Here is a 21,739-nt window from a genome sequence, read left to right as displayed (position 1 = left end):
TTATCCATTCTTTACCTGGGGCGTCCGCAACCTTCGCGGGCTTCGAGCGGTAGTCACGGCGTCCGAGCCCGGAGACGGGCCCGGACGCAATCACCGACACATCACGTTCTCCCGTCGAATGGAGCATCATGTCCCTCCCTCTGACCCGCCGGATCGCCCGTGCCGCGCTGCTCGTCGCAGCGGGAGCGGCAGCCGGGGTCGGTGCGGCCGGCTCCGCCGGTGCGGCCACGAACCTGCCGGCGGCGACCCCGAACCTGGGTGGTCTGACCGCCCTGGACGGGGCGCACGTCGGCAACACGGTCGACGGTGCCGCGCAGAACGTCACCTCGCTCGCGGGCAACGCGGGCGGCAAGGCGGTCAACCAGGCGGTGCCGGCCGCGGGCAAGACCGGCGGCGCCGCCGTGAAGAAGACGGCGCCGATGGCGCAGAAGGCCGCGGGGGACGCGGCCGGGGCGGCGGGAGGTGTCCTCGGGGACACCGCGTCCACCGCGACGAAGGGCGGCCTGCCGAACCTGCCGGTGCCGGGCGGCCTGCCGCTCGGCGGCTGAGGTTCCGCGGCCGCTGAGCCGGGCCGACGGGGTCCAGGGTTCTCCCTGGGCCCCGTTCGCCGTCGTGGGGCGGGGTCAGGGGGTCAGGCGGGCGACCGCCGCCCGCACCCTCTCGTCCGTCGCCGTCAGGGCCACGCGGACGAAGGTCCGGCCCGCCTCGCCGTAGAAGTCGCCCGGGGCCACCAGGATGCCCAGGTCGGCCAGGTGGGCGACCGTGGTCCAGCAGGACTCGTCGCGGGTGGCCCAGAGGTAGAGGCTGGCCTCGCTGTGCTCGATGCGGAAGCCGTGGGCGAGCAGGGCCGTCCGGAGTGCCTCGCGGCGGGCCGCGTAGCGCTCGCGCTGCTCGTGCACGTGGACGTCGTCGCCGAGGGCCGCCACCACCGCCGCCTGGGTCGGCGCGGAGGTCATCATGCCGCCGTGCTTGCGGATCTCCAGGAGCGGGCCGAGGACGGCCGGGTCGCCGGCGACGAAGGCCGCGCGGTAGCCCGCCAGGTTCGAGCGCTTGGAGAGCGAGTGCACGGCCAGGATGCCGTCGTAGGAGCCGCCGTTGACGTCCGGGTGCAGGACCGAGACCGGGTCGGCCTCCCAGCCCAGCTCCAGGTAGCACTCGTCGGAGACCAGCAGGACGCCGTGCTCCCGGGCCCAGGCGACGATCTCGGTCAGGTCCCGCTTCGGGACGACCTTGCCGGTGGGGTTCGACGGGGAGTTCAGCCAGAGCAGCTTCAGGCCGGCGGGGTCCAGCTCGCGCGGGTCGTCGTAGGCCACGTAATCGGCGCGGGCCAGGCGGGCGCCGACCTCGTAGGTCGGGTAGGCCAGGCGCGGGTAGGCCACCTTGTCGCCGGGGCCGAGGCCCAGCTGGGTCGGCAGCCAGGCCACCAGTTCCTTGGAGCCGACGACCGGCAGGACGTGGCGGTGGGTGACCTCGCGGGCGCCCAGGCGGCGCTCCAGCCAGCCGGTGATCGCGTCACGCAGTGCGGGGGTGCCCCAGACCGTCGGATATCCCGGCGAGTCGGCCGCGTCGATCAGGGCCTTCTGGATCAGTTCGGGAACCGGGTCGACGGGCGTGCCGACGGAGAGGTCGACGATCCCGTCGGGGTGCGCGGCGGCCGTCTTCTTGTACGGCTCCAGCTTGTCCCAGGGGAAGGTGGGGAGCCGGTCGGAGACTGCGGACACGGGAATCAGGCTCACTTTCGTACGGTGCGGCAAACGCCTCGGTCCCGTGCGGCGGTGATCGGGGTGATCGGGCCGTACGGGACCGAGGCGGCGGCGGTTGCCGGCGGCCGCTTGGCGCTTAGACGGTCACTCGCCCTGCGGCGGCAGCGCGGCGACGAACGGGTGGTCGCGCTCGATCAGCCCCAGCTTGCTGGCGCCGCCGGGCGAGCCCAGCTCGTCGAAGAACTCGACGTTCGCCTTGTAGTAGTCCTTCCACTCCTCCGGAGTGTCGTCCTCGTAGAAGATCGCCTCGACCGGGCAGACCGGCTCACAGGCACCACAGTCGACGCATTCGTCCGGGTGGATGTACAAGGACCGCTGGCCCTCGTAGATGCAGTCGACCGGGCACTCCTCGATGCACGCCTTGTCCTTCACGTCGACACAAGGCTGCGCGATGACGTAGGTCACGCTGTCGTTCCTCCTCGATAGGGCGCTGGCGGGCCTCCTCAGGCTCCGCCGCCTGGCGCGCGGGAGCGCGGCGTCGTCGATGCCCGCCCCTAGTATCTCCGTTCCGGAGCATGATCCGAACAGGAGGGGTGAACTGACCAGTGGAAATCTCGGCGACAGGACGCCTTGAAGTCCGAATCACCCCTGCTGACGTGGGGAAACGGGTGTCGGTACGACGCTTGGGCGACGCGACGGCGGCGCCGGAGAAGTTCACCGACACGGTGGGTGTTCTCACATCATGGGATGATGGCGTGCTCATGATCACACGACGGGACGGGCGGAGTGTCCGCATCCCGGAATCCGCGCTGGTCGCGGGGAAGGTCGTACCCGCCGCGCCGGCACGTCGCCGGGGACCGGCCGCGTCCTATGCGGAGCTGGCCCGGATCGTCTCGCGCGGGTGGCGGCCGGTCGAGAGCGAGTCGCTCGGGGAGTGGGAGCTGCGGGCGGCCGGCGGGTTCACGCGGCGGGCGAACAGCGTGCTGCCGCTCGGCGAGCCCGGCCTTCCGCTCGACGCGGCCCTGGCGGCCGTACGACGCTGGTACGGCGAGCGTGGCCTGCCCGCGTACGTCCAGACCGCCACCGGCGCCGAGGGCACGCAGGAACTGCTGTGTGCGGAGCTGGAGCGGCGGGGCTGGGTGCGGGAGGTGACCGCCGAGCTGTGGACCGGTGCGCTGGCGCCGGTCGCGGACCGGGCCGAGGGCGCGGGGGTGGTCCTGACCCGGGAGGCGGACGAGGCGTGGCTCGCCCGGTATCAGCGCAAGGGGGTGAGCGAGGTGGCCCTGCGGGTGCTCGGCGGTGGGCCGTCCGTGTGGTTCGCGACCGTGCCCGGTGCGCCGGGCGAGCCGCCCGCGGCGATCGGGCGGTGTGTCGTGGACGGCCGCTGGGCCGGCTTCGCCGCCGTCGAGGTGTCCCCCGGCCGGCGCCGCGAGGGGCTCGCCACCGAGGTGATGGCCGCACTGGCGCGGCGCGCGCTGGACGAGGGCGCGTCGGCCGGCTGGCTGCAGGTCGAGACGGACAACGAGGGCGCCCGTTCGCTCTACAACGCGCTGGGCTTCACCCCCCACCACGCCTACCACCACTACCGGGCCCCCCGGGCCCCGGAGGCCCCGGCCCCGGCCGGCGAGCCGCGGCAGGCGCAGGAGGCGGCCGACCACACGGCTGGCCACCCGCACCCGGCACCGGACGACCGCCCGGCCGGTCACCCGCACCCGTCGCCGGCCGTCCCGGACGACGGCCCGCACCCCGCCCCGCCGAGCCACCCACACGCCTCACCGGATGCGGCCACCGGCGACCGCCCCCAGCCCGAGGGCCCGTCGAGCCACCCGCACCCGTCACCGACAGCCACCCACGACCGCCCGCACCACGAGAACCCGCCGGGCCACGCCCACCCGGCACCGGATGCGGCCGGCACCGCGCGGCCCGAGAACCGGCCTACCCGCCCACATCCATCACGCGGGGCGCATTCCGTCTGTGCCGGTGTGTCGTAGGAATCATCTTGGAAGGGCATGAGCCTCGCATGCGTCACCCGAAGCTGCCGCCGCCGTATCCGCCGCCGCCGGACCGGGCCGCCGAGCTGCGCCGCCGGTTCGGGGAGGAGGCGCGGTCCGAGCGGCCGGACCTGTCGGCGCTGTGTCTGCTGATCGGCGCCGAGGGGGACGGCTCGCTGGACGAGTCCGGCATGGACGCGGCCCAGGCGGAGCTGGACCGGCTGGCGGGCGAGCTGCCGTACCGGCCGGGTGGGCCGGCTGCCTGGGCGGAGGCCGTACGGCGGCTGCTGGGCGGCCGGTACGGGTTCCACGGCACGCCGGGCGACTACCAGCGCCTGGAGTCCTCCCTGCTGCACGAGGTGCTGCGCCGGCGGCGCGGGCTGCCGATCCTGCTGTCGGTGGTGTGGCTGGAGGTCGCGCGCCGGGCGGGGGCCCCGGTGTACGGGGTCGCGTTGCCGGGCCACTTCGTGGTCGGGTTCGGCGCGCCCGGGGAGCAGGTGCTGGTCGACCCCTTCGGCGAAGGGCGGGTGCTGACGGGGACAGACGCCGAGCTGCTGGTGGCGGGCGCGACCGGGGCGCCGCTGGACGCCTCGATGCTGGAGCCCGCCGCGCCGCTGGAGGTCGTCCAGCGGATCCTGAACAACGTCCGGGCGTGGGCCACCGCACGGCCCGAGCGGTCGGACGTCGCGCTGTGGGCCGTGGAGCTGGCGCTGCTGGTGCCCTCGCACCCGGCGCGGCTGCGCTACGAGCGCGGACAACTGATGGTGCAGCGCGGGGACTTCACCGCGGGCGCCACGGAACTGGAAGCCTACGCCGACCTGATCGAGGTCGTCGACGAGCCGGCCGCCCGCAAGGTGCGCGAGCAGGCGCACACGGCGCGGGCCATGCTCAACTGACCCGTCACAGCCAGCCCTTCTCCCGCGCGGTCCGCACCGCCTCGGCCCTGTTGCGCACCGCCAGCTTCTGGATGGCCGTGGAGAGGTAGTTGCGGACCGTGCCCTGGGAGAGGTTGAGGGTCTGGGCCAGTTCGGCGTTGGTGGCGCCGTCGGCCGCCGCCCGGAGCACCTCGCGTTCGCGTTCGGTGAGGGGGTTGGCGCCCTCGGCGAGCGCGGCGGCGGCCAGGGTGGGGTCGATGACCCGCTCGCCGTCCAGCACCTTGCGGACCGCCGCGGCGAGCTGGGCGGCCGGCGCGTCCTTGACGAGGAAGGCGTCGGCGCCCGCCTCCATGGCGCTGCGCAGATAGCCGGGGCGGCCGAAGGTGGTGAGGACGACCAGCTTGACCTGCGGAAACTCCCGGTGGACCCGGGCGGCGGCCTCGATGCCGGTGCAGCCGGGCATCTCGATGTCGAGCAGCGCCACGTCCACGCCGTGCGCGCCGACGGCCGCGAGCACCTCGTCGCCGCGGGCGACCTGCGCGACGACCTCGATGTCGTCCTCCAGGCCGAGCAGCGCGGCCAGCGCCTCGCGGACCATCGACTGGTCCTCGGCCAGCAGGACCTTGATCGTGCTCGTCATGCCCCGGATCCTACGTCCCCCGAGGGGGCCGTGGGCACGCGGGCGACCAGCCTGAATCCGTGCTTGACCCGGCCCGCCTCCAGGGTGCCGCCGGCCTTCTCCAGGCGCTCCGTCAGACCCGTCAGACCGTTGCCGGGGCCCTTGCCCGAGCCGCCCGATCCGTTGTCCTCGACGGACAGTTCGAGGACCGGCCCGTCCAGGGTCTGGCGGCGTTCCAGCCGTACGGCGCACCGGTCGGCGCCGCTGTGCCGGACCACGTTGGTGACCGCCTCGCGCAGCGCCCAGGCGAGCGCGGACTCGGCCTCCTCCGCGACACCGGCCAGATCGGGTTCGGCTGGCACCTCGGCGGTGACGCCCGCGGCGGTCAGGGCGACCTGGGTGCCGGCGATCTCCACGGCGATCCGGGGGCGCCGGTAGCCGGTGACGGCCTCCCGGACGTCGACCAGCGCCTGGCGGCTGACCTGCTCGATGTCGGCGACCTGCTGGGCGGCCTTCTCCGGGTGGCCGGGCAGCATGCGGCCGGCCAGCTCGCTCTTGAGGGTGATCAGGGAGAGGGAGTGGCCGAGCAGGTCGTGCAGGTCGCGGGCGAGCCGCAGCCGCTCCTCGTTGGCGGCCAGCTCGGCGACGGTGGCCCGCGCCTTGCGCAACTCCACGGTGGTGCTGATGAGTTGGCCGACGCCGACCATCGCGAAGCCGATCAGCGGGACGAGCAGCAGGGTCTCGTCCGGCTTCTCGTGCCAGCGCAGTCCGACGAGGTACATCGCCACGGTCGCCGCGGGGATCGCCGCGAACGCGGCCCGGACCGGCAGGGTCGCCCCGCAGGCGACCGACAGATAGACGAACAGGCCGATCCATGCGGCGCCGAGCGTGTACGTCAGCAGGGGGGCGAGGACCACGAGGACCGCGAGCAGCGAGACGACGACGCGTGGTGACCAGGGGCGCCCGATGTTCCGGAAGACCAGCGTCAGGTAGGCGGTGACGAACGCGGCCAGGCCGATCGCACCGCCGGCCGTGGCGCCCGTGGTGTGGCGGCCGGACACCAGGTCCTTGACCGGGGAGCTGAGGAAGATCAGCCAGACGCCGATCCACAGCACCTTGACCATCAGCTCGCGCCGGTTGCGGGGGCCCTGTCCGATCCGGACCTGGTGCTCCGGCCGCGCCGCACCGGTCCGCGGGTCTTCCGTCATCGTGCTCACGCCTTCAGCGTGTCCTTCCGGTACAGCCAGGCCGCGCCGCCCGCGAACAGGACGAAGTAGACGGCGAGGACGGCGACGTCCGTCGCGCTCGGGGCCTGGCTCTGCTCGATCGCCCGTCCCAGTGCAGCGTACGCGTGCGTGGGCAGCCACTTGGCGATGTCCTGGAGGAACTGCGGGAAGGTGGTCGAGGGCATCCACAGGCCGCCGAGGATCGACAGGCCGAAGTAGACGATCATCGTGATCGGGCGGACCGCGTCACCGGAGGCGAGGTAGCCGAGGGCGACCCCGAGCGCGGCGAAGACGAGGCTGCCGGCCCAGATGACCCCGGTGAGGGCGAGCCACTGCCAGGCGTCCAGGTGGACGTGCTTGAGCGCGGCGGCGGCGACGAACACCACGATGATGGACGGCAGGCTCACCACGGCGGCGCTGGCGGTCTTGGCGAGGACGTAGCCGCGCCCGGGCAGGGTGGTCAGCCGCAGCTGCCGTACCCAGCCGTTCTCGCGCTCCTTGGCGATGCGCTCGCTGTTGCCCATCAGGACGGCGGTCAGGGCGCCGAAGGAGGCCATGGAGACCATCAGGTAGGTGGCGACGGTCAGCCCGGTGTCGTCGACCTTGTCACCGGAGCCGGAGCTGCTGGAGAAGATCAGGAAGAGGATCGCGGGGTAGAGCACCGAGAAGAACAGGAACTTCTTGTTGCGCAGGGCGCGGGCGAGTTCGAGCTTGATCAGGGCGTTCACGACTGCTTGGCCTCCTCGGCCTCCGTGATGGCGACGAAGGCCTGCTCCAGACCGAGGCCGGCGACTTCGAGGTTGCGGGGGTAGACACCGAGGCCGTACAGGGCGTGCACGGTGGCGTCGGCGTCGGACGACTGGATGCGGACGGTCTGCCCGGACACGTCCAGGGAGGTGAGGAACGGCAGGGCGCCGAGTGCGGCCTCGTCGATCTCGCCCTCCAGGTCGAAGCCGATCCTCCGGGCGCCCGCCTTCGCCTTGATCTCGGCGGCGGTGCCGTCGGCGAGGAGCCGGCCGCGGTGCAGCACCAGGACCCGGTCGGCTATGGCGTCGGCCTCTTCGAGGTAGTGGGTGGCGAAGAGGACCGTACGGCCCTGGTCGGCCTGCTCGCGCATGGTGGCCCAGAAGGCCTGGCGGGCGGAGACGTCCATGCCGGTGGTCGGCTCGTCCAGGATGATCAGGTCGCTGTCGCCCGCGGTGGCGAGGGCGAACCGGACGCGCTGCGCCTGGCCGCCGGAGAGCTTGTTGACCTTGCGGTCGGCGATCTGCGTCACGCCGGCCCGGGCCATCACGTCACCGGCCTTGTACGGCTTGGGGTGCAGCGAGCAGGCCAGTTTCACCAGCTCGGCGACGGTGACCTCGTCCATCAGACCGCCGCTCTGCAGCATGGCCCCGACCCGCCCGGCGACGATCGCCTCGCGCGGGGTGCCGCCGAACAGGCTCACCGTGCCGCCGCTGTCGGGGTGCTTCAGGCCGAGGAGCAGGTCGAGGGTGGTGGACTTGCCGGCCCCGTTCGGGCCGAGCAGGGCGACGGTCTCGCCCGGGTACAGCCGGAGCGAGAGCCCGTCGACGGCCCGGACGCTGCCGTACGTCTTGGTCACCTGGTCGAAGCCGACCACCGGGGTGGTGGCGGCCGGTGCCGCAGTTGTCGTCATGGCATCCATGGTCGCGGCGGGGCGACCCGGCCCGGCAGTGTCGGGGGTCCTCGGTGCCGGATGACAGATGTCATACGGATCGGGTGACGGTACGGCGCAGGGGGCGCCCGTTGCCGGTGGGCGCCCCCTGTCAGCCGTGCGTCGTGCCTAGCTCGGGTTGGTGGAGATGACCGCGACCCGGTTGGTCCTGCTCAGCAGGGCCTGGCGCAGCGCGACATAGACGTCCTGCGGGGTGACCGCCGTCTTCTTGCCGTTGCCGCGGGTGATGAGCACGCCGTCGAAGGCGCCGCCGTAGAGCTGCTTCAGGGCGTTCAGGTCGGGCTTGTCGACCAGCTTGCCGTCCGCGGTGGGCACCACCCGGAGGAACTTCCACAGCGACTTCTGCGGGCTCATCAGCAGCGCGTGCCCCGGGCCCGCCGAGACGGTCACGTTGGCCGACATCGCCGGCTTGCCGAACTCCTTCAGCTCGCGGTCGACCTCGGCGTTCGACACCGTCGGCTGCTTGGTCGTGGACGGGACGGTGACCGGGGCCGCCGTGTCCGTCTCCACCAGGGTGCGGTAGGCCTGTTCGACCGCCTGGGTCGACGCGCCCGCGTCGATGGCCTTGCCCGCCTTGCCGTAGACGGGCACGGCCTTGCCCGACTCGAAGGTGATGCCGCCCTCGACGACCGAGCCGGAGCCGCCACCGGTCTGCTGGAGGGCGGCCTGCAGCTTCTCCTCGTCCACCGGCATCGCCGGGTCGACCACGCGCTTCTGCCCGAAGAGGGAGCCGATGACGTGGACCGGGTTGTAGTCGCTCTTCGCGGCCTCGCTGACCGTGGCCTGGAAGTCGAACTGCAGGCCGGCGTTCTCCGGGGTGATGGTGACGGTCTTGCCGCCCACGGACAGCTTGAGCGGCTTGTTGACCCGCGCGCCGAAGGAGTCGTCGAGCTTCTTCACCGCGTCGTCACGGGTGCCGCCGCCGATGTCGACGCCGAGCACGGTGGTGCCCTTGGGCACGTCGGTGTGGTTCATCAGCAGTCCGGCGCCGTAGGCACCGCCCGCGACGACGACCACGCCGGCACCGAGCAGGACCAGTTTGCTGCGGCCCTTCTTCTTCGGCCTGGCCGCCGCCTTGGGCGCGGCGGCCGGCACCGGCTTGGGGGCCACGGGCGCGGCCGGCCCGTCGGGGTGCGTGCCGAACGACGGCTTGCCCGCGCCGGGGATCACCGGGATGCCGCTGGTGACGGTGTGTCCGGAGACGTTGTCCGCGGCCGGCGAGCGGTAGCCGGGCGTGCCTTCGGGGGCCGGCTTCTGCGGGGTGAGGATCGCGGTGTCGTCGCTGAGCCCGCCGCCGGGGCCGCCGTGTCCGCCCGGGCCGTCGAGATCGGCGAGGTCGGCGAGGGCGCTGCGCGGGGCCTGGCCGCCGAAGCCGCCGGGCGCGCCGGACGGGGCGTCGAAGGGTTCGCCGGGGCCGCCGACCGGCGGGACGAGGGTGCTGTCGCCGGTGACCGGACCGCTGGTGGGTCCGGCGGGGCCGCCCGGGCCGTTGAAGCCGCCGGCACCGTCGGGGCCGCCCGGGCCGCTGAAGCCGCCGGGGGCGCCGTGCCCGTTGCCACCGCCCGCTCCGGGGGCGCCGGCACCGCCGTAGCCGTCGCCGCCGTTCGGGCCGAAGCCGTCGTAGCCGTCGCCGCCGTTCGCGCCCGGGGTGCCGAAGCCGTCGGCGCCGCCGCTCTCCGCGAAGTACGGCAGGTCGTCGCGGCGCGGTTCGCCGCCGCCGGGCGTGCCGGGGCGGGAGCCGCCGAGCGGGCCCGCGGCCAGGGCCTCGGTGACGTCGAAGGAGCCGGTGCCGCCGCCGTGTCCGGGGGCGACGGGGCCGCCGGTGGCGCCGGGCAGGCCCTTGCCGTTCGTGGAGCCGGGGCGGGGGGCGCCCGGCACGCTCATGGACCCGACCACGCCGCCGGGACGGCCGCCGCCGGGGCGTGCGCCGGTGGTACCGGCAGCGCCGGATGCTCCCGAACCACCCGGACGGGTACCCGACGCGCCGGTGGCGGTGCTGGAACCCCCCTGGATTCCGGCTCCGTTCGTGCCGCCGCCGCCCGGACCGCCCTTGGGGGCGGAGGACTTGCGGGGCGCGAACCAGTCGCTCGTCTTCTCCTCGGCCCCGGCAGCGGGCTCGGCGGGGGGCTCGGTGGTGCCCGTGGGCGTCCGGTCGGGCTCGGGCCGCGCCTCGGCGGCGGGCGCCTCGGCCCCGGCGCCCTCGGTGTCCCCGACGGGCGTGCGCATGACGACCGGCGGGATGGGCCGGGATCCGGGGATGTTGATCCGGATCCGGGTCGTCAGCGTGGTCTCGGTCTTCTTCTCCTCCGGGCGCGCGCCCGAACGGCCCGCGTCCGTACCGTCTTCGGAAGCCATGGGGGTCCCGTACGGCGGCGTGCCGGAGGGGTATGCGGCTCCGCCGCGCCCGTTGGGCCCGGAGGACGGAGTGTCAGTTTCACGACTCAAGGCAGGTTCTCCCAGTTGGCTCCACCGCCCGTTACGACCTGAACTCTCGGGCGGCTCGGCGGCGCGCACCACCATACTGTCCGCTTCCGGCGCGCAGCCCATGACCGCTGAGGAAACCCACACCGGACTCGCACGCGCGTCGTACGGCGAAGTGGTACGTCACTTGCCAAGTCGGGCAGAGCCGTCGCGGGGTTGCCGTGCGGCGCCGAGGGTGGCACAGATCACAGCGACGGCCATGCCGCCGAGCAGGAAGAGGTAGGAACTGCCTCCCGCGCCGAAGAGGAAGTCCCCTTCGGGGCGTGTGGTGGTGAGCAGGACGACGGCGACGATCCAGCCGGCCGCGGGGGCGACCGCCCCGGCCCGGCCGCCGGTGGCGTAGGACCCGCCGAGGAACGCCCCGGCCGCGCCCACGAGGGCGAGCAGCAGCCCGCCCGGGAACCAGGCGGCCTGCACCAGGGCCCCGGCGAAGGCGACGACCGCGCCGAGCAGGAACAGGCCGGCGTAGGCGACGGCGCGTCCGGCGGAGGGGGGCCGCAGCGGCTGGGCGAGCAGCGGGCCCTGTCCGTTGTCGCTCATGCCGCCTCCTCGGTCCCGGCGAACAGGTCGCTCTCCCCGGGCTGCGCCGCACCGCGGACCAGCTCGTAGTACTCGGTGGTGAACAGCGGCTGGGCGAGGTCGTTGGAGAGCGCGAAATACGGCTCGGCCACGGCGATCTGGGTGGCGTGGGCGCGCATCGCCGCGGCCTTGGCGGCGGCGTGCGCGGTGCCGTCGACGGTGGTGGTGATCCGCTCGTCGTCCACCACGCCCGGTACGTCGTCCACGGTGGCGCTCTTGTCGAACGGCAGCGCGGACAGCTCGTCCTGGAGGCGGGCGAAGGCGGCGTCGGCGACGGAGCGCGGGACCCGGTTCCAGTAGACCTTCGCGATGCGGTGCCCCCGCTCGGCCGCGAGGTCGACGGCGCGCATGGCGACGCGGTGGGCCTGGATGTGGTCCGGGTGACCGTATCCGCCCTGGTCGTCGTAGGTCACGAGGACCTGGGGGCGGACCTGCAGGATCACCTCGGCCAGGTGTCCGGCGGCCTCGTCCACGTCGGCCTGCCAGAAGCAGCCGGGGTCGTCGTTGTCGGGGATGCCCATCATCCCGGAGTCGCCGTAGCGGCCCGCGCCGCCGAGCAGCCGGACGTCCGCCACGCCCAGCTCGCGGGCGGCGGCGGCCAGCTCACCGCGCCGGTGCGCGCCCAGCGCCGGGCCCGCCAGATGCCGCAGCCCGGGCGGGATGACCTCGCCCCGCTCCCCCAGGGTGCAGGTGACCAGGGTCACATGCGCACCTTCGGCCGCGTACTTGGCCATGGTGGCGCCGTTGTTGATCGACTCGTCGTCCGGGTGCGCGTGCACCAGGAGGAGGCGTCGGGCGGGGAGATCCGTCATGGGACCACCCTACGAGGCGGTCTCGTCCTGGTAGCGCGGCAGGCCGTCCGTGGAGATGGTCCAGTCGGCGATCGCGACGTTCCTCGATGTCCGGTGCGCTGGTCATGGCGCATCTCCGCGGCAGTCGCGGCAGCGGGCGGCGGGCCGGTGCAGTGCCTCGACCGGCAGGTCGGCGGTCAGTGCGCGTCGTACGGCCGTGGGGCTGACGTCTCGCTCCAGCCAGGCGGCGACGCCGGGGGCCAGGTGGGCCGCGTCGCGGGCGGAGAGGAGCAGCCGGGAGTCGTGGAGCCGCAGGTCGGCGAGGAGGTCACCGGCCGTCTGGAGGAGGGAGGGCGCGGTACAGGCGGGCTGCGGCACGGCGGGGAGGGGTTTACGGGGGCGGGCGGGCGTCCGCCTGCTCGGCGCCGATGCCGGTGCCGGTGCCGTGCGGGGTACGGGGCGTCGGGCCGCCGGCTGGTTGCAGGAGATCGTCCGGGTGACGATCCGGCCGCCGGGGACGCGGTGCCGTTCGCGGCGCAGGTAGCCGTGGGCCTCCAGCTCGCGCAACGCGGCGGCGATACGGGTGGCCCCCTCGGGGAAACGGGCGGCGAGGCTCTTGATGTCCACCTGGGCGCCCTTCGGCAGCGACTGGATGTGGCAGGCCAGACCGATCGCCAGGAGGGAGAGGTCCGGATGCTGGGCCAGGTGGTTGCCGATCACCGTGAAGCGGGTGGTGTGGCGGGTGTTGTCGTGGGAGAGCCCGCCGGTGCGGGGGCCCCGGTTCGGGTGCTTGTTGCCCGCAGCGCGGGACTGGGCGCGCGTGGGCGCGCTAGGGTTCTGCGTATCCATCAGGAAGGTCTCTTCTTCCTCGGTGGTCAGGCCCTCGCACTGGGATTGCCCGTCCCGGCGGGGGCCGTCTCATGTCTGCGGTTGTTGCGCCGAGCGTAGAGGTGCCGGGGGCTGCGAAATCCAGCTGAACCGGGGATGTTCACCCGCCCGAGTGAGCGCGAGCCGCGGGCGGGAGGGGTGGGGTTTGGTGGAGTTCTTTCCCCACGGTTCTTCGCTTCTCAGTCGCCGATGTCACCGGAGCCCGCGGGGGCGAGTTCCGGTGCGGTCAGCCGCAGTTCGGCCCAGACGGTCTTGCGCGGGAAGCGGCCCTCCTCGACACCCCAGCGGTCGGCGAGGGCGTCCACGAGGAGCAGACCACGGCCGGACTCGGCGTGCACCTCCGGCGCCCGGAGTTCGGGCAGACGGTCACCACGCGTGTCGGTGACCTCGGTGCGCAGGGTGCGGCCGACCACGTGGAGCGTGAGGCGGAAGCTGCGGCCGGGCAGCCGGCCGTGGGTCGCGGCGTTGGCCGCCAGCTCGGCCACGATGAGCGTCGCGGGGTCCGCCGGAAGCCCCCAGCTCCGGAGCCGGTCCGCCGCGAACAGCCGGGCCAGGCGGGCACCGCGCGGGGTGGAGGACAGCAGGACGGTGAAGTTGAGGACGGAGCCGTCGCATCGGGTTTCCTGATTCACGTCACTCAGAGTGGCCGGTGACGCCTACCGTGTTGAGTGATCGGACGGTTGCGTACGGTGACTGTCCGATGGTTGTCCGACGTGTCCGGGCCTGTCGGGAGGGGCGATGACGGTCGAGCTCAAGAGTGAGGCGGACGAGCCGGGTTGGGAGGTCGATCCGGACGACGAGTGGGGCGTCGCGGTCGTCGCCACGGTCGGGCGGCAGCTGAGGCTGCGCCGGGAGGCGGTGGGGATGAAGGCGGGCGACTTCGCCAGGGCCGTCGGCTACGGGGAGGACCTGGTCTACAAGATCGAGGGCGGCAAGCGGATCCCCCGGCCCGAGTACCTGGACAAGGCCGACAAGGTGTTGCGGGCGGGTGGGTTGCTCTCGGCGATGAAGGAGGACGTGGAAAAGGTTCGGTACCCGAAGAAGGTGCGGGAACTGGCCGAGCTGGAAGCCAAGGCCGCGGAGATGGGGGTGTACGTCGGACTCAGCATCCACGGCCTGTTGCAGACGCCGGAGCACGCGCGGGCCTTGTTCGAGGTTTCCCAGTCCGCCTATTCGGAAGCGGAGCTGGAGCGCCTGGTGGCCGCACGCATGGGCCGTAAGTCGGTCTTCCATCGGGACCCGGCGCCGATGCTCAGCTTCGTCCAGGAAGAGGTGACACTGCGCCGAAGGGTTGGAGGCACAATGGTGTGGCGTCAGCAACTCGAACATCTGCTGGAAGTTGCCGGGTTGCGCAATGTCACCCTTCAGGTGATGCCGACGGACTCCGGTGCCCATCCCGGGCTGAGCGGCAAGATCGAGGTGCTGAAGTTCGACGACGGGTCGGCGGTAGGTCGCTCCGACGGAGCGTTCAACGGTCGCCCGACTGCGGAACCGAAACAGCTGCGGATCCTTGAGCTGCGGTACAGCACCATCCGGGCGCAGGCTCTCTCCCCACGGGAGTCGCTGGCCTTCATCGAGCAACTGCTGGGAGAGAAATGAAGCTGGTGTGGTTCAAGAGCAGTCACAGCGACGGCCCGGAGGGCGACTCCTGCGTCGAGATCGCCATAGCCCCCCACACCGTCCACGTCCGCGACTCCAAGCACACCACCGGCCCCCGCCTCGCGCTCACGCCGGAGTCATGGGCCCGGTTCGTGTCGTACGCGTCCGAGCGCTGAGCAGGGGTACGGCCAGCAGGGCCGCGAGCAGGAAGCCGCCGGCCACGGGCCAGAGGGTGCCGGAGGCGGGGACCAGCGTCGCACCGAGCGCTCCGCCCAGGTGCTGGCTCGTGGCCAGGGCCGCCGACGCCGCGCCCGAGTCCTGCGGGACCACGGCGTCGGTCGCGATGGAGTAGACCGGCATCAAGGCGACGCCGAGACCGAAGCCGGGGACCAGCATGCCGGCCCAGGTGTACCCGACGAACGCGAGTCCGGCGGCCGCGATGACCGTCAGCAGGGCCAGCCCCGCAGCCGCCGTGACCAGGCCGGCGGTGATCAGGATGCGGGGTCCTACGCGGTCGAGCAGACGTGCGGAGACCTGCGTGGCGCCGAGGAGGAGCCCGACGAACAGGAAGAAAAAGCCGATCCCGGCCGAGATCTGATCGTCGTCCTGGACGTACAGCAGATGGAAAGTGAGGGCCCCGAAGAGGCCCAGGGGGCTGACGCCGGAAAGGATCACGGCCAGGTAGCAGCCGACGCGGCCGCGGTCCCGCACGATGTACGACGGCAAGAGCGAATCGGACCGCCTCGCCTGCCACCAGAGGAAAACCCCGAGCACGGCGACGCCCCCGAGCAGGACCGCGGTCACCGGGGCGGCCCAGTCGAACTCGCGGCCCTGACCGAGGCCGAAGGTGAGCGCGCCGACGCCGACGAAGGCCAGCAGCGCACCGGGCACGTCGAAACGGGAGCCGGTGCGGCGTGGGCCGTCGTGCAGCGCGGTGCGCGCGCCGACGAGGGCGATCAGGGCCAGCGGGGCGGCGGCGAGCATGCCCGGTCGCCAGCCCACGGTCCGCATCTGCAGCATCACACCGATCGGCAGCATCATGAACGCCACCCCGCCGACCGCGGCCGAGGCGTAGATCCCGAAGGCCTTCCGGCGTTCCTTGGGCTCGGTGAAGGTGGTGCTCACGAGGGCGAGCGCGGCCGGTGTGACGAGCGCGGCGAAGGCTCCTTGCAGGGCACGGGCGGCGATCATCATGGCCGGGTTGGCGGCCAGTGCCCCGAGCAGGGAGGCCGACGCGACTCCCGCCAGACCGATGACCAGGGTCCGTCTACGCCCGACGAGGTCCGCCAGATGCCCGCCGGACAGCAGCAGGGCGCCGAAGAAGAATCCGTGGACGGCGAGCACGGAGACGGGGCCGTAATAGGACATGCGCAAGGAGAAACCGACAGCCGGCCACAACCCCATGCCCGCCTGGAGCAGCACCGTCAACTGCGCCAGCACCAGCGCCGCAAGACCCCACCAGCGCCGCGGGTGCGGCCCGGAGGAGGACGGCGGGCCAGAGGCGGGAGTCGTCGGGGTGTACGCGGGCGGCGAGGGCGGCGGAGCCGGTGTCCCCGGCTCCTCCGGGGCGCGGGGCTGCGGCGGCCCCTGGGTCTCGGCCCTGGCGAGCGCGACACGTGGGTCCGGCCGCGCGGCCGGCGCGTCCGCCGGGGGCTCGGCGCGCGGCACGGGAGCGAAGTCCAGCAACTGGGCAGCGTGGCGGCCGAGTTGTGCGAGGACCGCGCTCGGCAGCCACTCCCCCGCCGGCTCCGGCGCCGTGCGCTCGACCACCTGGGAAGGGGTGGGGCGCCGGGCCGGGTCCTTGTGCAGGCACGCGCGGACGAGGTCGAGCAGCGACTCGGGTACGCCGGTCAGGTCCGGCTCCTCCTCGGCGACCCGGAAGAGGTGAGCGTTCAGGCCGGTTTCCGCGGCACCGAAGAGGAGCCGCCCGGTGGTGGCGTGGACGAGGACGGCCCCGAGGCAGAACACATCACTGGCGGGGGTGAGTTCGAGGCCGCGGACCTGTTCCGGCGACATGAAGCCGGGTGAGCCGATCAGCATGCCGGTGCGGGTGAGCAGGCTGTTCGCGGAGAGGCTGTCCATCGCCCGGGCGATGCCGAAGTCGATGACGCGAGGGCCGTCGACGGTGACGAGGACGTTGGACGGTTTGAGGTCGCGGTGGATCAGGCCCGCCTCGTGCACGGCCCGCAGGGCATGGGCGAGACGGCTCGCGAGGACGCGGACCGAGTGCTCGGGCAGCGGCCCGAAGTCCTTGGCGACGACCGTGTGCAGATCGGGCCCGGGGATGTACTGGGTCGCCACCCAGGGGACGCCGGCCTCCGGGTCGGCGTCCAGCACGGCCGCCGTCCAGCTGCCGCCCACCCGCCGGGCGGCGGCCACCTCCCGGGCGAAACGACGGCGGAACTCCTGGTGCCCGGCATAGTCGGCCTGCACGACCTTGACGGCCACGGTGCGCCCGTCCTCGTCGCGGCCCAGATAGACCAGACCCATTCCCCCCTCGCCCAGCCGGGCGATCAGGCGGTACGGGCCTACGCGGGTCGGATCACCAGGCAGCAGCGGGTCCACACCTGGAAGATAGTGCAACTATCCAACCAGGCACAGGCCGTTGTCAGAACTTGATGCTGCCGATCATGCTGGCGACGTTCGTCGTCAGCTGGCTGATCGTCGGGGCGACGGTCGAGGAGGCGAGGTAGAAGCCGAGCAACATGCAGACGATGGCATGCCCGCCCTTGAGCCCCGACTTCTTGATCAGCAAGAAGACGATGATCGCCAGCAGCACCACCGCCGAAATCGAGAGTGCCACGGCGGCTCACCTCCAAAGATCGCCAGATCCAGATCAGTAGAGCAAATCCATGCAGATGCCAGCAGGTTCATACCCACTCAGCGGTAGTGATCATAACTATCCGTACTCGCGCATCGCTCGGCGCACAGCCGCACAAGGGGGCGCATGGCCAATATGGTCTGGGTATGACGACCGAGCCTGACTCCTTCCCCCGTCGGCACGCCCGGACCCAGCGGTTCACGCTCGGCGCGCCGCGTGCCTTCACTGTGGCGCCCGACGGTTCGCGTGTGGCGTTCCTGCGCTCCGGCTCCGGCACCGACCGGGCCAACTCCCTGTGGGTACTGGATCTCCCGGACGGCGGCGAACGTCTGGCCGCCGACCCGGGCACTCTGCTCGGCGGGGCCGGCGAAGAGCTGTCCGCCGAGGAGCGGGCGCGCCGGGAGCGCAGCCGGGAGGGCGGTGCCGGCATCGTCGGCTACGCCACCGACTCGGCCCTGGAGATGGCGTCTTTCGCCTTGTCAGGGCGGCTGTTCACGGCCGAGCTGCGGGCGGGCACGGCACGTGAACTGCGGGTCCCCGGGCCGGTGATCGACCCGCGTCCGGCGCCGGACGGCCGGCACGTCGCGTACGTGGCGAACGGGGCGCTGCGCGTGGTGGGCGCCGAGGGCGAGGGCGACCGGGCGCTCGCCGAGCCGGAGTCGGAGCATGTCACCTACGGGCTCGCGGAGTTCATCGCGGCCGAGGAGATGGGCCGCTCGCGGGGCTTCTGGTGGGCGCCGGACGCCCGCCGCCTGCTCGTGGCGCGCGCGGACGACACGCCGGTACGGCGGTGGTGGATCGCCGATCCGGCACACCCCGGACGGGAGCCGCGCGCTGTCGGTTACCCGGCCGCCGGCACCCCGAACGCGGACGTACGGCTGTTCGTGATCGGCCTGGACGGGACGCGCACGGAGGTCGCGTGGGACCGCTCCCGCTATCCGTATCTGGCTCGAGTGCACTGGTCAGGGGCGGGTGCGCCGCTGTTGCTCGTGCAGGCGCGGGACCAGCGCAGCCAGCTGTTCCTGGCGGTCGATCCGGACACCGGGGCCACCCGCATGGTGCACGCGGACGAAGATCCAACTTGGCTTGAACTGTTCGCCGGAGTGCCCTGCTGGAGCCCGTCCGGGCAGCTCGTCCGGATCGCGGACGAGGGGGGAGCGCGGGTCCTGGCGGTCGGCGAACGGCCCCTGACCAGCGACCAGTTGCACATTCGTGCGGTGCTGGACGTGGGCGCCGACGACGTGCTGGTTTCCGCCTCGGCGGGCGCGGCGGCGGAGGCGCCGGAGACCGGCGAGGTCCATGTGTACCGGGTGAACGAACTCGGCGTGGAGCGCGTGTCGCAGGAGCCGGGCGTGCACACGGCGGTCCGTGCCGGGGAGGTGACGGTGCTGATGTCCGCGACACTGGACAGGCCGGGCGCCCGTGTCCAGGTGCTGCGTGACGGAAAACCGGCGGCGGCTGTCCGGTCGTACGCAGAAAATCCCGGTCTGTCCCCCCGCGTGACCCTCATCCAGGGGGGCGCACGACAAATTCCGTGCGCCGTGCTTATGCCACGGGACTACCACGGTGACACTCCCCTGCCGGTCCTCATGGACCCCTACGGCGGACCGCACGGCCAGCGGGTGGTGGCCGCGCACAACCCGCACCTGACCTCGCAGTGGTTCGCCGACCAGGGCTTCGCGGTGATCGTGGCCGACGGCCGGGGCACCCCGGGACACTCCCCCGCCTGGGAGAAGGCGGTCCGGGACGACCTGGCGGCCGTCGTGCTCCAGGACCAGGTCGACGCACTGCACGCCCTCGCCGGGGAGTTCCCGCTGGACCTGGGCCGGGTGGCGGTCCGGGGCTGGTCCTTCGGCGGCTATCTGGCGGCGCTCGCGGTCCTGCGCCGTCCGGACGTCTTCCACGCGGCGGTGGTCGGCGCGCCCGTCACCGACCTGCGGCTGTACGACACCCACTACCAGGAGCGCTACCTGGGCCACCCGGACGAGCAGCCGGAGTCCTACCGCCGCAACTCGGTGATCGACGACGCGGGTCTGGTCGACCCGGCCGAACCGCACCGGCCGATGATGATCATCCATGGGCTGGCGGACGACAACGTGGTCGTCGCCCACTCCCTGCGGCTGTCCTCCGCGCTGCTGGCCGCCGGCCGCCCGCACGAGGTGCTGCCGCTGTCCGGGGTGACGCACATGACCCCGCAGGAGGAGGTCGCCGAGAATCTGCTGCGGTTGCAGCTGGACTTCCTGCGGCGTTCGCTGCCCCCGGCGGGCCGATAGCCGCGAACCGCGTTAACACGCGGGCAACTTCACCGAAGTGGCACCGATATACGGACACGGGACGCTGGACGGCGTACGGCCGTGCGGGTGCCGTGGACGGGCCGGGGTGCACCTTGTCACCCCGGCCCGTTGCCGTTCCCCCGCGCCGGTTCCGGCGGGGCCACCGCCCTCTCCTCCGCGAAGTGGCACGCCGAGGCATGGGCCGCGGGAGAGGCGGTGCCGCGGAAACAGGCGGGGACCGCGAGCGCCGGCACCTCCCGGGCACAGCGCTCCTGCGCCTTCCAGCAGCGGGTGCGGAAGCGGCAGCCGGAGGGGATGTCCGTCGGGGACGGCACGTCACCGACGAGGATGATGCGCTCGCGCTGTTCGCGGACCTCGGGGTCCGGGACCGGGACCGCCGAGAGCAGGGCCTGGGTGTAGGGGTGGGTGGGGTGGTCGTAGATCTCGGCGTCCCGTCCGATCTCCACGATCCGGCCGAGGTACATGACACCGACCCGGTCGGAGATGTGCCGGACGATGGACAGGTCGTGGGCGATGAAGACGTAGGAGAGGTCGAACTCCGCCTGCAGCCGGTCCAGCAGGTTGATCACCTGGGCCTGCACCGAGACGTCCAGGGCGGAGACCGGTTCGTCGGCGACGATCACCTCCGGGCGCAGGGCCAGCCCCCGGGCGATGCCGATGCGCTGGCGCTGACCGCCGGAGAACTGGTGGGGATAGCGGTTGATGTACTCGGGGTTGAGGCCGACCACGTCCAGCAGTTCCTGGACCCGGCGGCGCCGCTCGCCCTTCGGCGCGGCCTCGGGGTGGATGTCGTACGGCTCCCCCACGATGTCGCCGACCGTCATCCGGGGGTTGAGGGAGGTGTACGGGTCCTGGAAGACCATCTGGATGTTGCGGCGTACGGCCTTCAGGGCGCGGCCCGAGAGCCGGGTGATGTCCTCGCCCTTGAACCGGATGGAGCCGGCCGTCGGCCGTTCCAGGTTGCACAGCAGCTTGGCGACCGTGGACTTGCCGCAGCCCGACTCGCCCACGATGCCGAGGGTTTCGCCCGTGCCGAGCGTGAAGTCGACGCCGTCGACGGCCTTCACCGCGCCGATCTGTTTCTTGAAGAGGATGCCCCGGGTGAGCGGGTAGTGCTTGACGAGGCCGCTGACCTCCAGGATCGGCTCAGTGGTCGAGGTCATGCAGGCACTCCCTCCAGAAGTGGCAGGCGCTGCCGCGCTCTTCGGAGACCTGGAACAGCGGGGGTTCGTCGGTGCGGCAGACGTCCCGGGCCATCGGGCAGCGGGGGTGGAAGGAGCAGCCGGGCGGGATGTGTGTCAGGTTCGGCGGCAGGCCCTTGATGGCGTACAGCTCCCGGCCCTTCTGGTCCAGGCGGGGGATCGAGTCCAGCAGGCCCCGCGTGTAGGGGTGGGCGGGCGCCTTGTAGATGTCGTGGACGGGGGCGGACTCCACGATCCGGCCCGCGTACATCACGGCGATCCGGTCGGCCACGTCCGCGACGACCCCCAGGTCGTGGGTGATGAGGATGAGGCCCATGCGGTACTCGCGCTGCAGCTCCGCGAGCAGGTCCATGACCTGGGCCTGCACGGTGACGTCCAGGGCGGTGGTGGGCTCGTCGGCGATGACGAGCGCCGGTTCCAGGGCCAGCGCCATGGCGATCATGATGCGCTGGCGCATGCCGCCGGAGAACTGGTGGGGATAGTCCCGCACCCGCTGGGCGGCGCCCGGGATCCGCACCCGGTCCATCAGCTCGACGGCCTTGGCCCGCGCGTCCTTCTTCGACATCCCTCGGTGCACGACGAACATCTCGCCGAGCTGGTCGCCCACGCAGTGCACGGGGTTGAGGGCGGACAGGGCGTCCTGGAAGATCATCGCCATGCCGGCGCCCCGGATCCTGCGCCGCTCCTCCTCCTTCAGCGTGAGCAGGTCGCGGCCCTGGAAGAGGATCCGCCCGCCGGTGATCCTCCCCGGTGGCATGTCGAGGATGCCCATGACGGCCTGCGCGGTGACGGACTTCCCCGACCCCGACTCCCCGAGCACGGCGAGCGTCTCCCCCGCGTCCACGCCGTAGCTGACCCCGTTGACGGCGTGGGCGATCCCGTCCCGGGTCCGGAACTCCACGTGCAGATCCCGCACCTCGAGCAGCACGGCACCATCACCTCGTCTTCGGTTCGGGAGGCCACCCTCTGTTCCG

Annotated in this window: 19 protein-coding genes and 2 pseudogenes; 6 read left to right on the top strand and 15 right to left on the bottom strand. The window is 72.7% G+C overall.

Annotated elements, in window-relative coordinates; genetic code table 11:
* Positions 1-128 precede the first annotated feature (128 nt).
* Positions 129-548, top strand: coding sequence for an ATP-binding protein (locus AB0N17_RS24810; protein ID WP_366013646.1), 420 nt, complete (start codon positions 129-131; stop codon positions 546-548).
* A gap of 75 nt (positions 549-623) precedes the next feature.
* On the opposite strand, the gene AB0N17_RS24805 is transcribed toward AB0N17_RS24810, so the two are convergent.
* Both AB0N17_RS24805 and fdxA read right to left on the bottom strand, forming a co-directional pair.
* Positions 624-1,721, bottom strand: coding sequence for a bifunctional succinyldiaminopimelate transaminase/glutamate-prephenate aminotransferase (locus AB0N17_RS24805; protein ID WP_366013645.1), 1,098 nt, complete (start codon positions 1,719-1,721; stop codon positions 624-626).
* A 126-nt stretch (positions 1,722-1,847) separates the two neighbouring features.
* Entirely contained in the window at positions 1,848-2,168 is a 321-nt protein-coding gene (gene fdxA / locus AB0N17_RS24800) for a ferredoxin (protein ID WP_030746389.1), read from the bottom strand.
* 140 nt (positions 2,169-2,308) lie between these two features.
* Here fdxA and AB0N17_RS24795 point away from each other — a divergent pair.
* Both AB0N17_RS24795 and AB0N17_RS24790 read left to right on the top strand, forming a co-directional pair.
* Positions 2,309-3,298: pseudogene (locus tag AB0N17_RS24795) on the top strand (GNAT family N-acetyltransferase); the annotation flags it as partial.
* 425 nt (positions 3,299-3,723) lie between these two features.
* Complete coding sequence (locus AB0N17_RS24790; protein WP_366013644.1) at positions 3,724-4,590, top strand: transglutaminase-like domain-containing protein; 867 nt, start codon at positions 3,724-3,726, stop codon at positions 4,588-4,590.
* 4 nt (positions 4,591-4,594) lie between these two features.
* Here AB0N17_RS24790 and AB0N17_RS24785 read toward each other — a convergent pair whose 3' ends face one another.
* From AB0N17_RS24785 to AB0N17_RS24745, 9 genes and pseudogenes are all read right to left on the bottom strand, one after another.
* Positions 4,595-5,209 carry a response regulator transcription factor gene (locus AB0N17_RS24785; protein WP_366013643.1) on the bottom strand — a complete coding sequence of 205 codons (615 nt, stop codon included), beginning with the start codon at positions 5,207-5,209 and terminating at the stop codon, positions 4,595-4,597.
* Complete coding sequence (locus AB0N17_RS24780) at positions 5,206-6,396, bottom strand: histidine kinase (RefSeq protein ID WP_366013664.1); 1,191 nt, start codon at positions 6,394-6,396, stop codon at positions 5,206-5,208. The genes AB0N17_RS24785 and AB0N17_RS24780 overlap by 4 nt, the downstream gene beginning before the upstream one ends.
* 5 nt (positions 6,397-6,401) lie before the next feature.
* Entirely contained in the window at positions 6,402-7,142 is a 741-nt protein-coding gene (locus AB0N17_RS24775; RefSeq protein WP_366013642.1) for an ABC transporter permease, read from the bottom strand.
* Positions 7,139-8,071: an ABC transporter ATP-binding protein gene (locus AB0N17_RS24770; RefSeq protein ID WP_366013641.1), complete on the bottom strand. Its 933-nt coding sequence runs from the start codon at positions 8,069-8,071 to the stop codon at positions 7,139-7,141. Before AB0N17_RS24770 ends, AB0N17_RS24775 begins: the two co-directional genes overlap by 4 nt.
* Positions 8,072-8,218: 147 nt before the next feature.
* Entirely contained in the window at positions 8,219-10,555 is a 2,337-nt protein-coding gene (locus AB0N17_RS24765) for a hypothetical protein (RefSeq protein WP_366013640.1), read from the bottom strand.
* 159 nt (positions 10,556-10,714) lie between these two features.
* Positions 10,715-11,131, bottom strand: a complete 417-nt coding sequence (locus AB0N17_RS24760; protein ID WP_366013639.1) for a DUF6113 family protein — start codon at positions 11,129-11,131, stop codon at positions 10,715-10,717.
* Positions 11,128-11,982, bottom strand: coding sequence for an N-acetyl-1-D-myo-inositol-2-amino-2-deoxy-alpha-D-glucopyranoside deacetylase (mshB, locus tag AB0N17_RS24755; RefSeq protein ID WP_366013638.1), 855 nt, complete (start codon positions 11,980-11,982; stop codon positions 11,128-11,130). Before mshB ends, AB0N17_RS24760 begins: the two co-directional genes overlap by 4 nt.
* Positions 11,983-12,117: 135 nt before the next feature.
* Positions 12,118-12,810: pseudogene (locus AB0N17_RS24750) on the bottom strand (helix-turn-helix domain-containing protein); the annotation flags it as partial.
* Between the two features lie 218 nt (positions 12,811-13,028).
* Positions 13,029-13,490 carry an ATP-binding protein gene (locus AB0N17_RS24745; RefSeq protein WP_366013663.1) on the bottom strand — a complete coding sequence of 154 codons (462 nt, stop codon included), beginning with the start codon at positions 13,488-13,490 and terminating at the stop codon, positions 13,029-13,031.
* 97 nt (positions 13,491-13,587) lie between these two features.
* Between AB0N17_RS24745 and AB0N17_RS24740 the strand changes: the two genes are divergently transcribed.
* Entirely contained in the window at positions 13,588-14,448 is an 861-nt protein-coding gene (locus tag AB0N17_RS24740) for a helix-turn-helix transcriptional regulator (RefSeq protein WP_366013637.1), read from the top strand.
* Positions 14,445-14,624 carry a DUF397 domain-containing protein gene (locus tag AB0N17_RS24735; RefSeq protein WP_366013636.1) on the top strand — a complete coding sequence of 60 codons (180 nt, stop codon included), beginning with the start codon at positions 14,445-14,447 and terminating at the stop codon, positions 14,622-14,624. Before AB0N17_RS24740 ends, AB0N17_RS24735 begins: the two co-directional genes overlap by 4 nt.
* Here AB0N17_RS24735 and AB0N17_RS24730 read toward each other — a convergent pair.
* Together AB0N17_RS24730 and AB0N17_RS24725 are read right to left on the bottom strand one after the other, a co-directional pair.
* Entirely contained in the window at positions 14,575-17,013 is a 2,439-nt protein-coding gene (locus AB0N17_RS24730; RefSeq protein WP_366013635.1) for an MDR family MFS transporter, read from the bottom strand. The two genes, AB0N17_RS24735 and AB0N17_RS24730, sit on opposite strands and share 50 nt — an antisense overlap.
* Positions 17,014-17,056: 43 nt before the next feature.
* Positions 17,057-17,251, bottom strand: a complete 195-nt coding sequence (locus AB0N17_RS24725; RefSeq protein WP_351238397.1) for a hypothetical protein — start codon at positions 17,249-17,251, stop codon at positions 17,057-17,059.
* A gap of 164 nt (positions 17,252-17,415) precedes the next feature.
* On the opposite strand from AB0N17_RS24725, the gene AB0N17_RS24720 reads away from it, so the two are divergent.
* Complete coding sequence (locus tag AB0N17_RS24720) at positions 17,416-19,542, top strand: prolyl oligopeptidase family serine peptidase (protein WP_366013634.1); 2,127 nt, start codon at positions 17,416-17,418, stop codon at positions 19,540-19,542.
* Positions 19,543-19,658: 116 nt separating this feature from the next.
* Here the strand turns inward: AB0N17_RS24720 and AB0N17_RS24715 are convergent, their stop codons facing one another.
* Positions 19,659-20,726 carry a dipeptide ABC transporter ATP-binding protein gene (locus AB0N17_RS24715; RefSeq protein WP_366013633.1) on the bottom strand — a complete coding sequence of 356 codons (1,068 nt, stop codon included), beginning with the start codon at positions 20,724-20,726 and terminating at the stop codon, positions 19,659-19,661.
* Positions 20,710-21,693, bottom strand: coding sequence for an ABC transporter ATP-binding protein (locus AB0N17_RS24710; protein ID WP_366013632.1), 984 nt, complete (start codon positions 21,691-21,693; stop codon positions 20,710-20,712). The genes AB0N17_RS24715 and AB0N17_RS24710 overlap by 17 nt, the downstream gene beginning before the upstream one ends.
* Positions 21,694-21,739 lie beyond the last annotated feature (46 nt).

Source organism: Streptomyces sp. NPDC051133 (genome assembly GCF_040682635.1).
GTDB lineage: Bacteria > Actinomycetota > Actinomycetes > Streptomycetales > Streptomycetaceae > Streptomyces.
This window is presented reverse-complemented; position numbering and strand designations above follow the sequence as displayed.

Coding starts and splice junctions, on each gene's coding strand:
- AB0N17_RS24810 (WP_366013646.1), top strand. CDS start 129: ATGTCCCTCCCTCTGACCCGCCGGATCGCCCGTGCCGCGCTGCTCGTC.
- AB0N17_RS24790 (WP_366013644.1), top strand. CDS start 3,724: ATGCGTCACCCGAAGCTGCCGCCGCCGTATCCGCCGCCGCCGGACCGG.
- AB0N17_RS24785 (WP_366013643.1), bottom strand. CDS start 5,209: ATGACGAGCACGATCAAGGTCCTGCTGGCCGAGGACCAGTCGATGGTC.
- AB0N17_RS24780 (WP_366013664.1), bottom strand. CDS start 6,396: ATGACGGAAGACCCGCGGACCGGTGCGGCGCGGCCGGAGCACCAGGTC.
- AB0N17_RS24770 (WP_366013641.1), bottom strand. CDS start 8,071: ATGACGACAACTGCGGCACCGGCCGCCACCACCCCGGTGGTCGGCTTC.
- AB0N17_RS24760 (WP_366013639.1), bottom strand. CDS start 11,131: ATGAGCGACAACGGACAGGGCCCGCTGCTCGCCCAGCCGCTGCGGCCC.
- mshB (WP_366013638.1), bottom strand. CDS start 11,982: ATGACGGATCTCCCCGCCCGACGCCTCCTCCTGGTGCACGCGCACCCG.
- AB0N17_RS24740 (WP_366013637.1), top strand. CDS start 13,588: ATGACGGTCGAGCTCAAGAGTGAGGCGGACGAGCCGGGTTGGGAGGTC.
- AB0N17_RS24735 (WP_366013636.1), top strand. CDS start 14,445: ATGAAGCTGGTGTGGTTCAAGAGCAGTCACAGCGACGGCCCGGAGGGC.
- AB0N17_RS24720 (WP_366013634.1), top strand. CDS start 17,416: ATGACGACCGAGCCTGACTCCTTCCCCCGTCGGCACGCCCGGACCCAG.
- AB0N17_RS24715 (WP_366013633.1), bottom strand. CDS start 20,726: ATGACCTCGACCACTGAGCCGATCCTGGAGGTCAGCGGCCTCGTCAAG.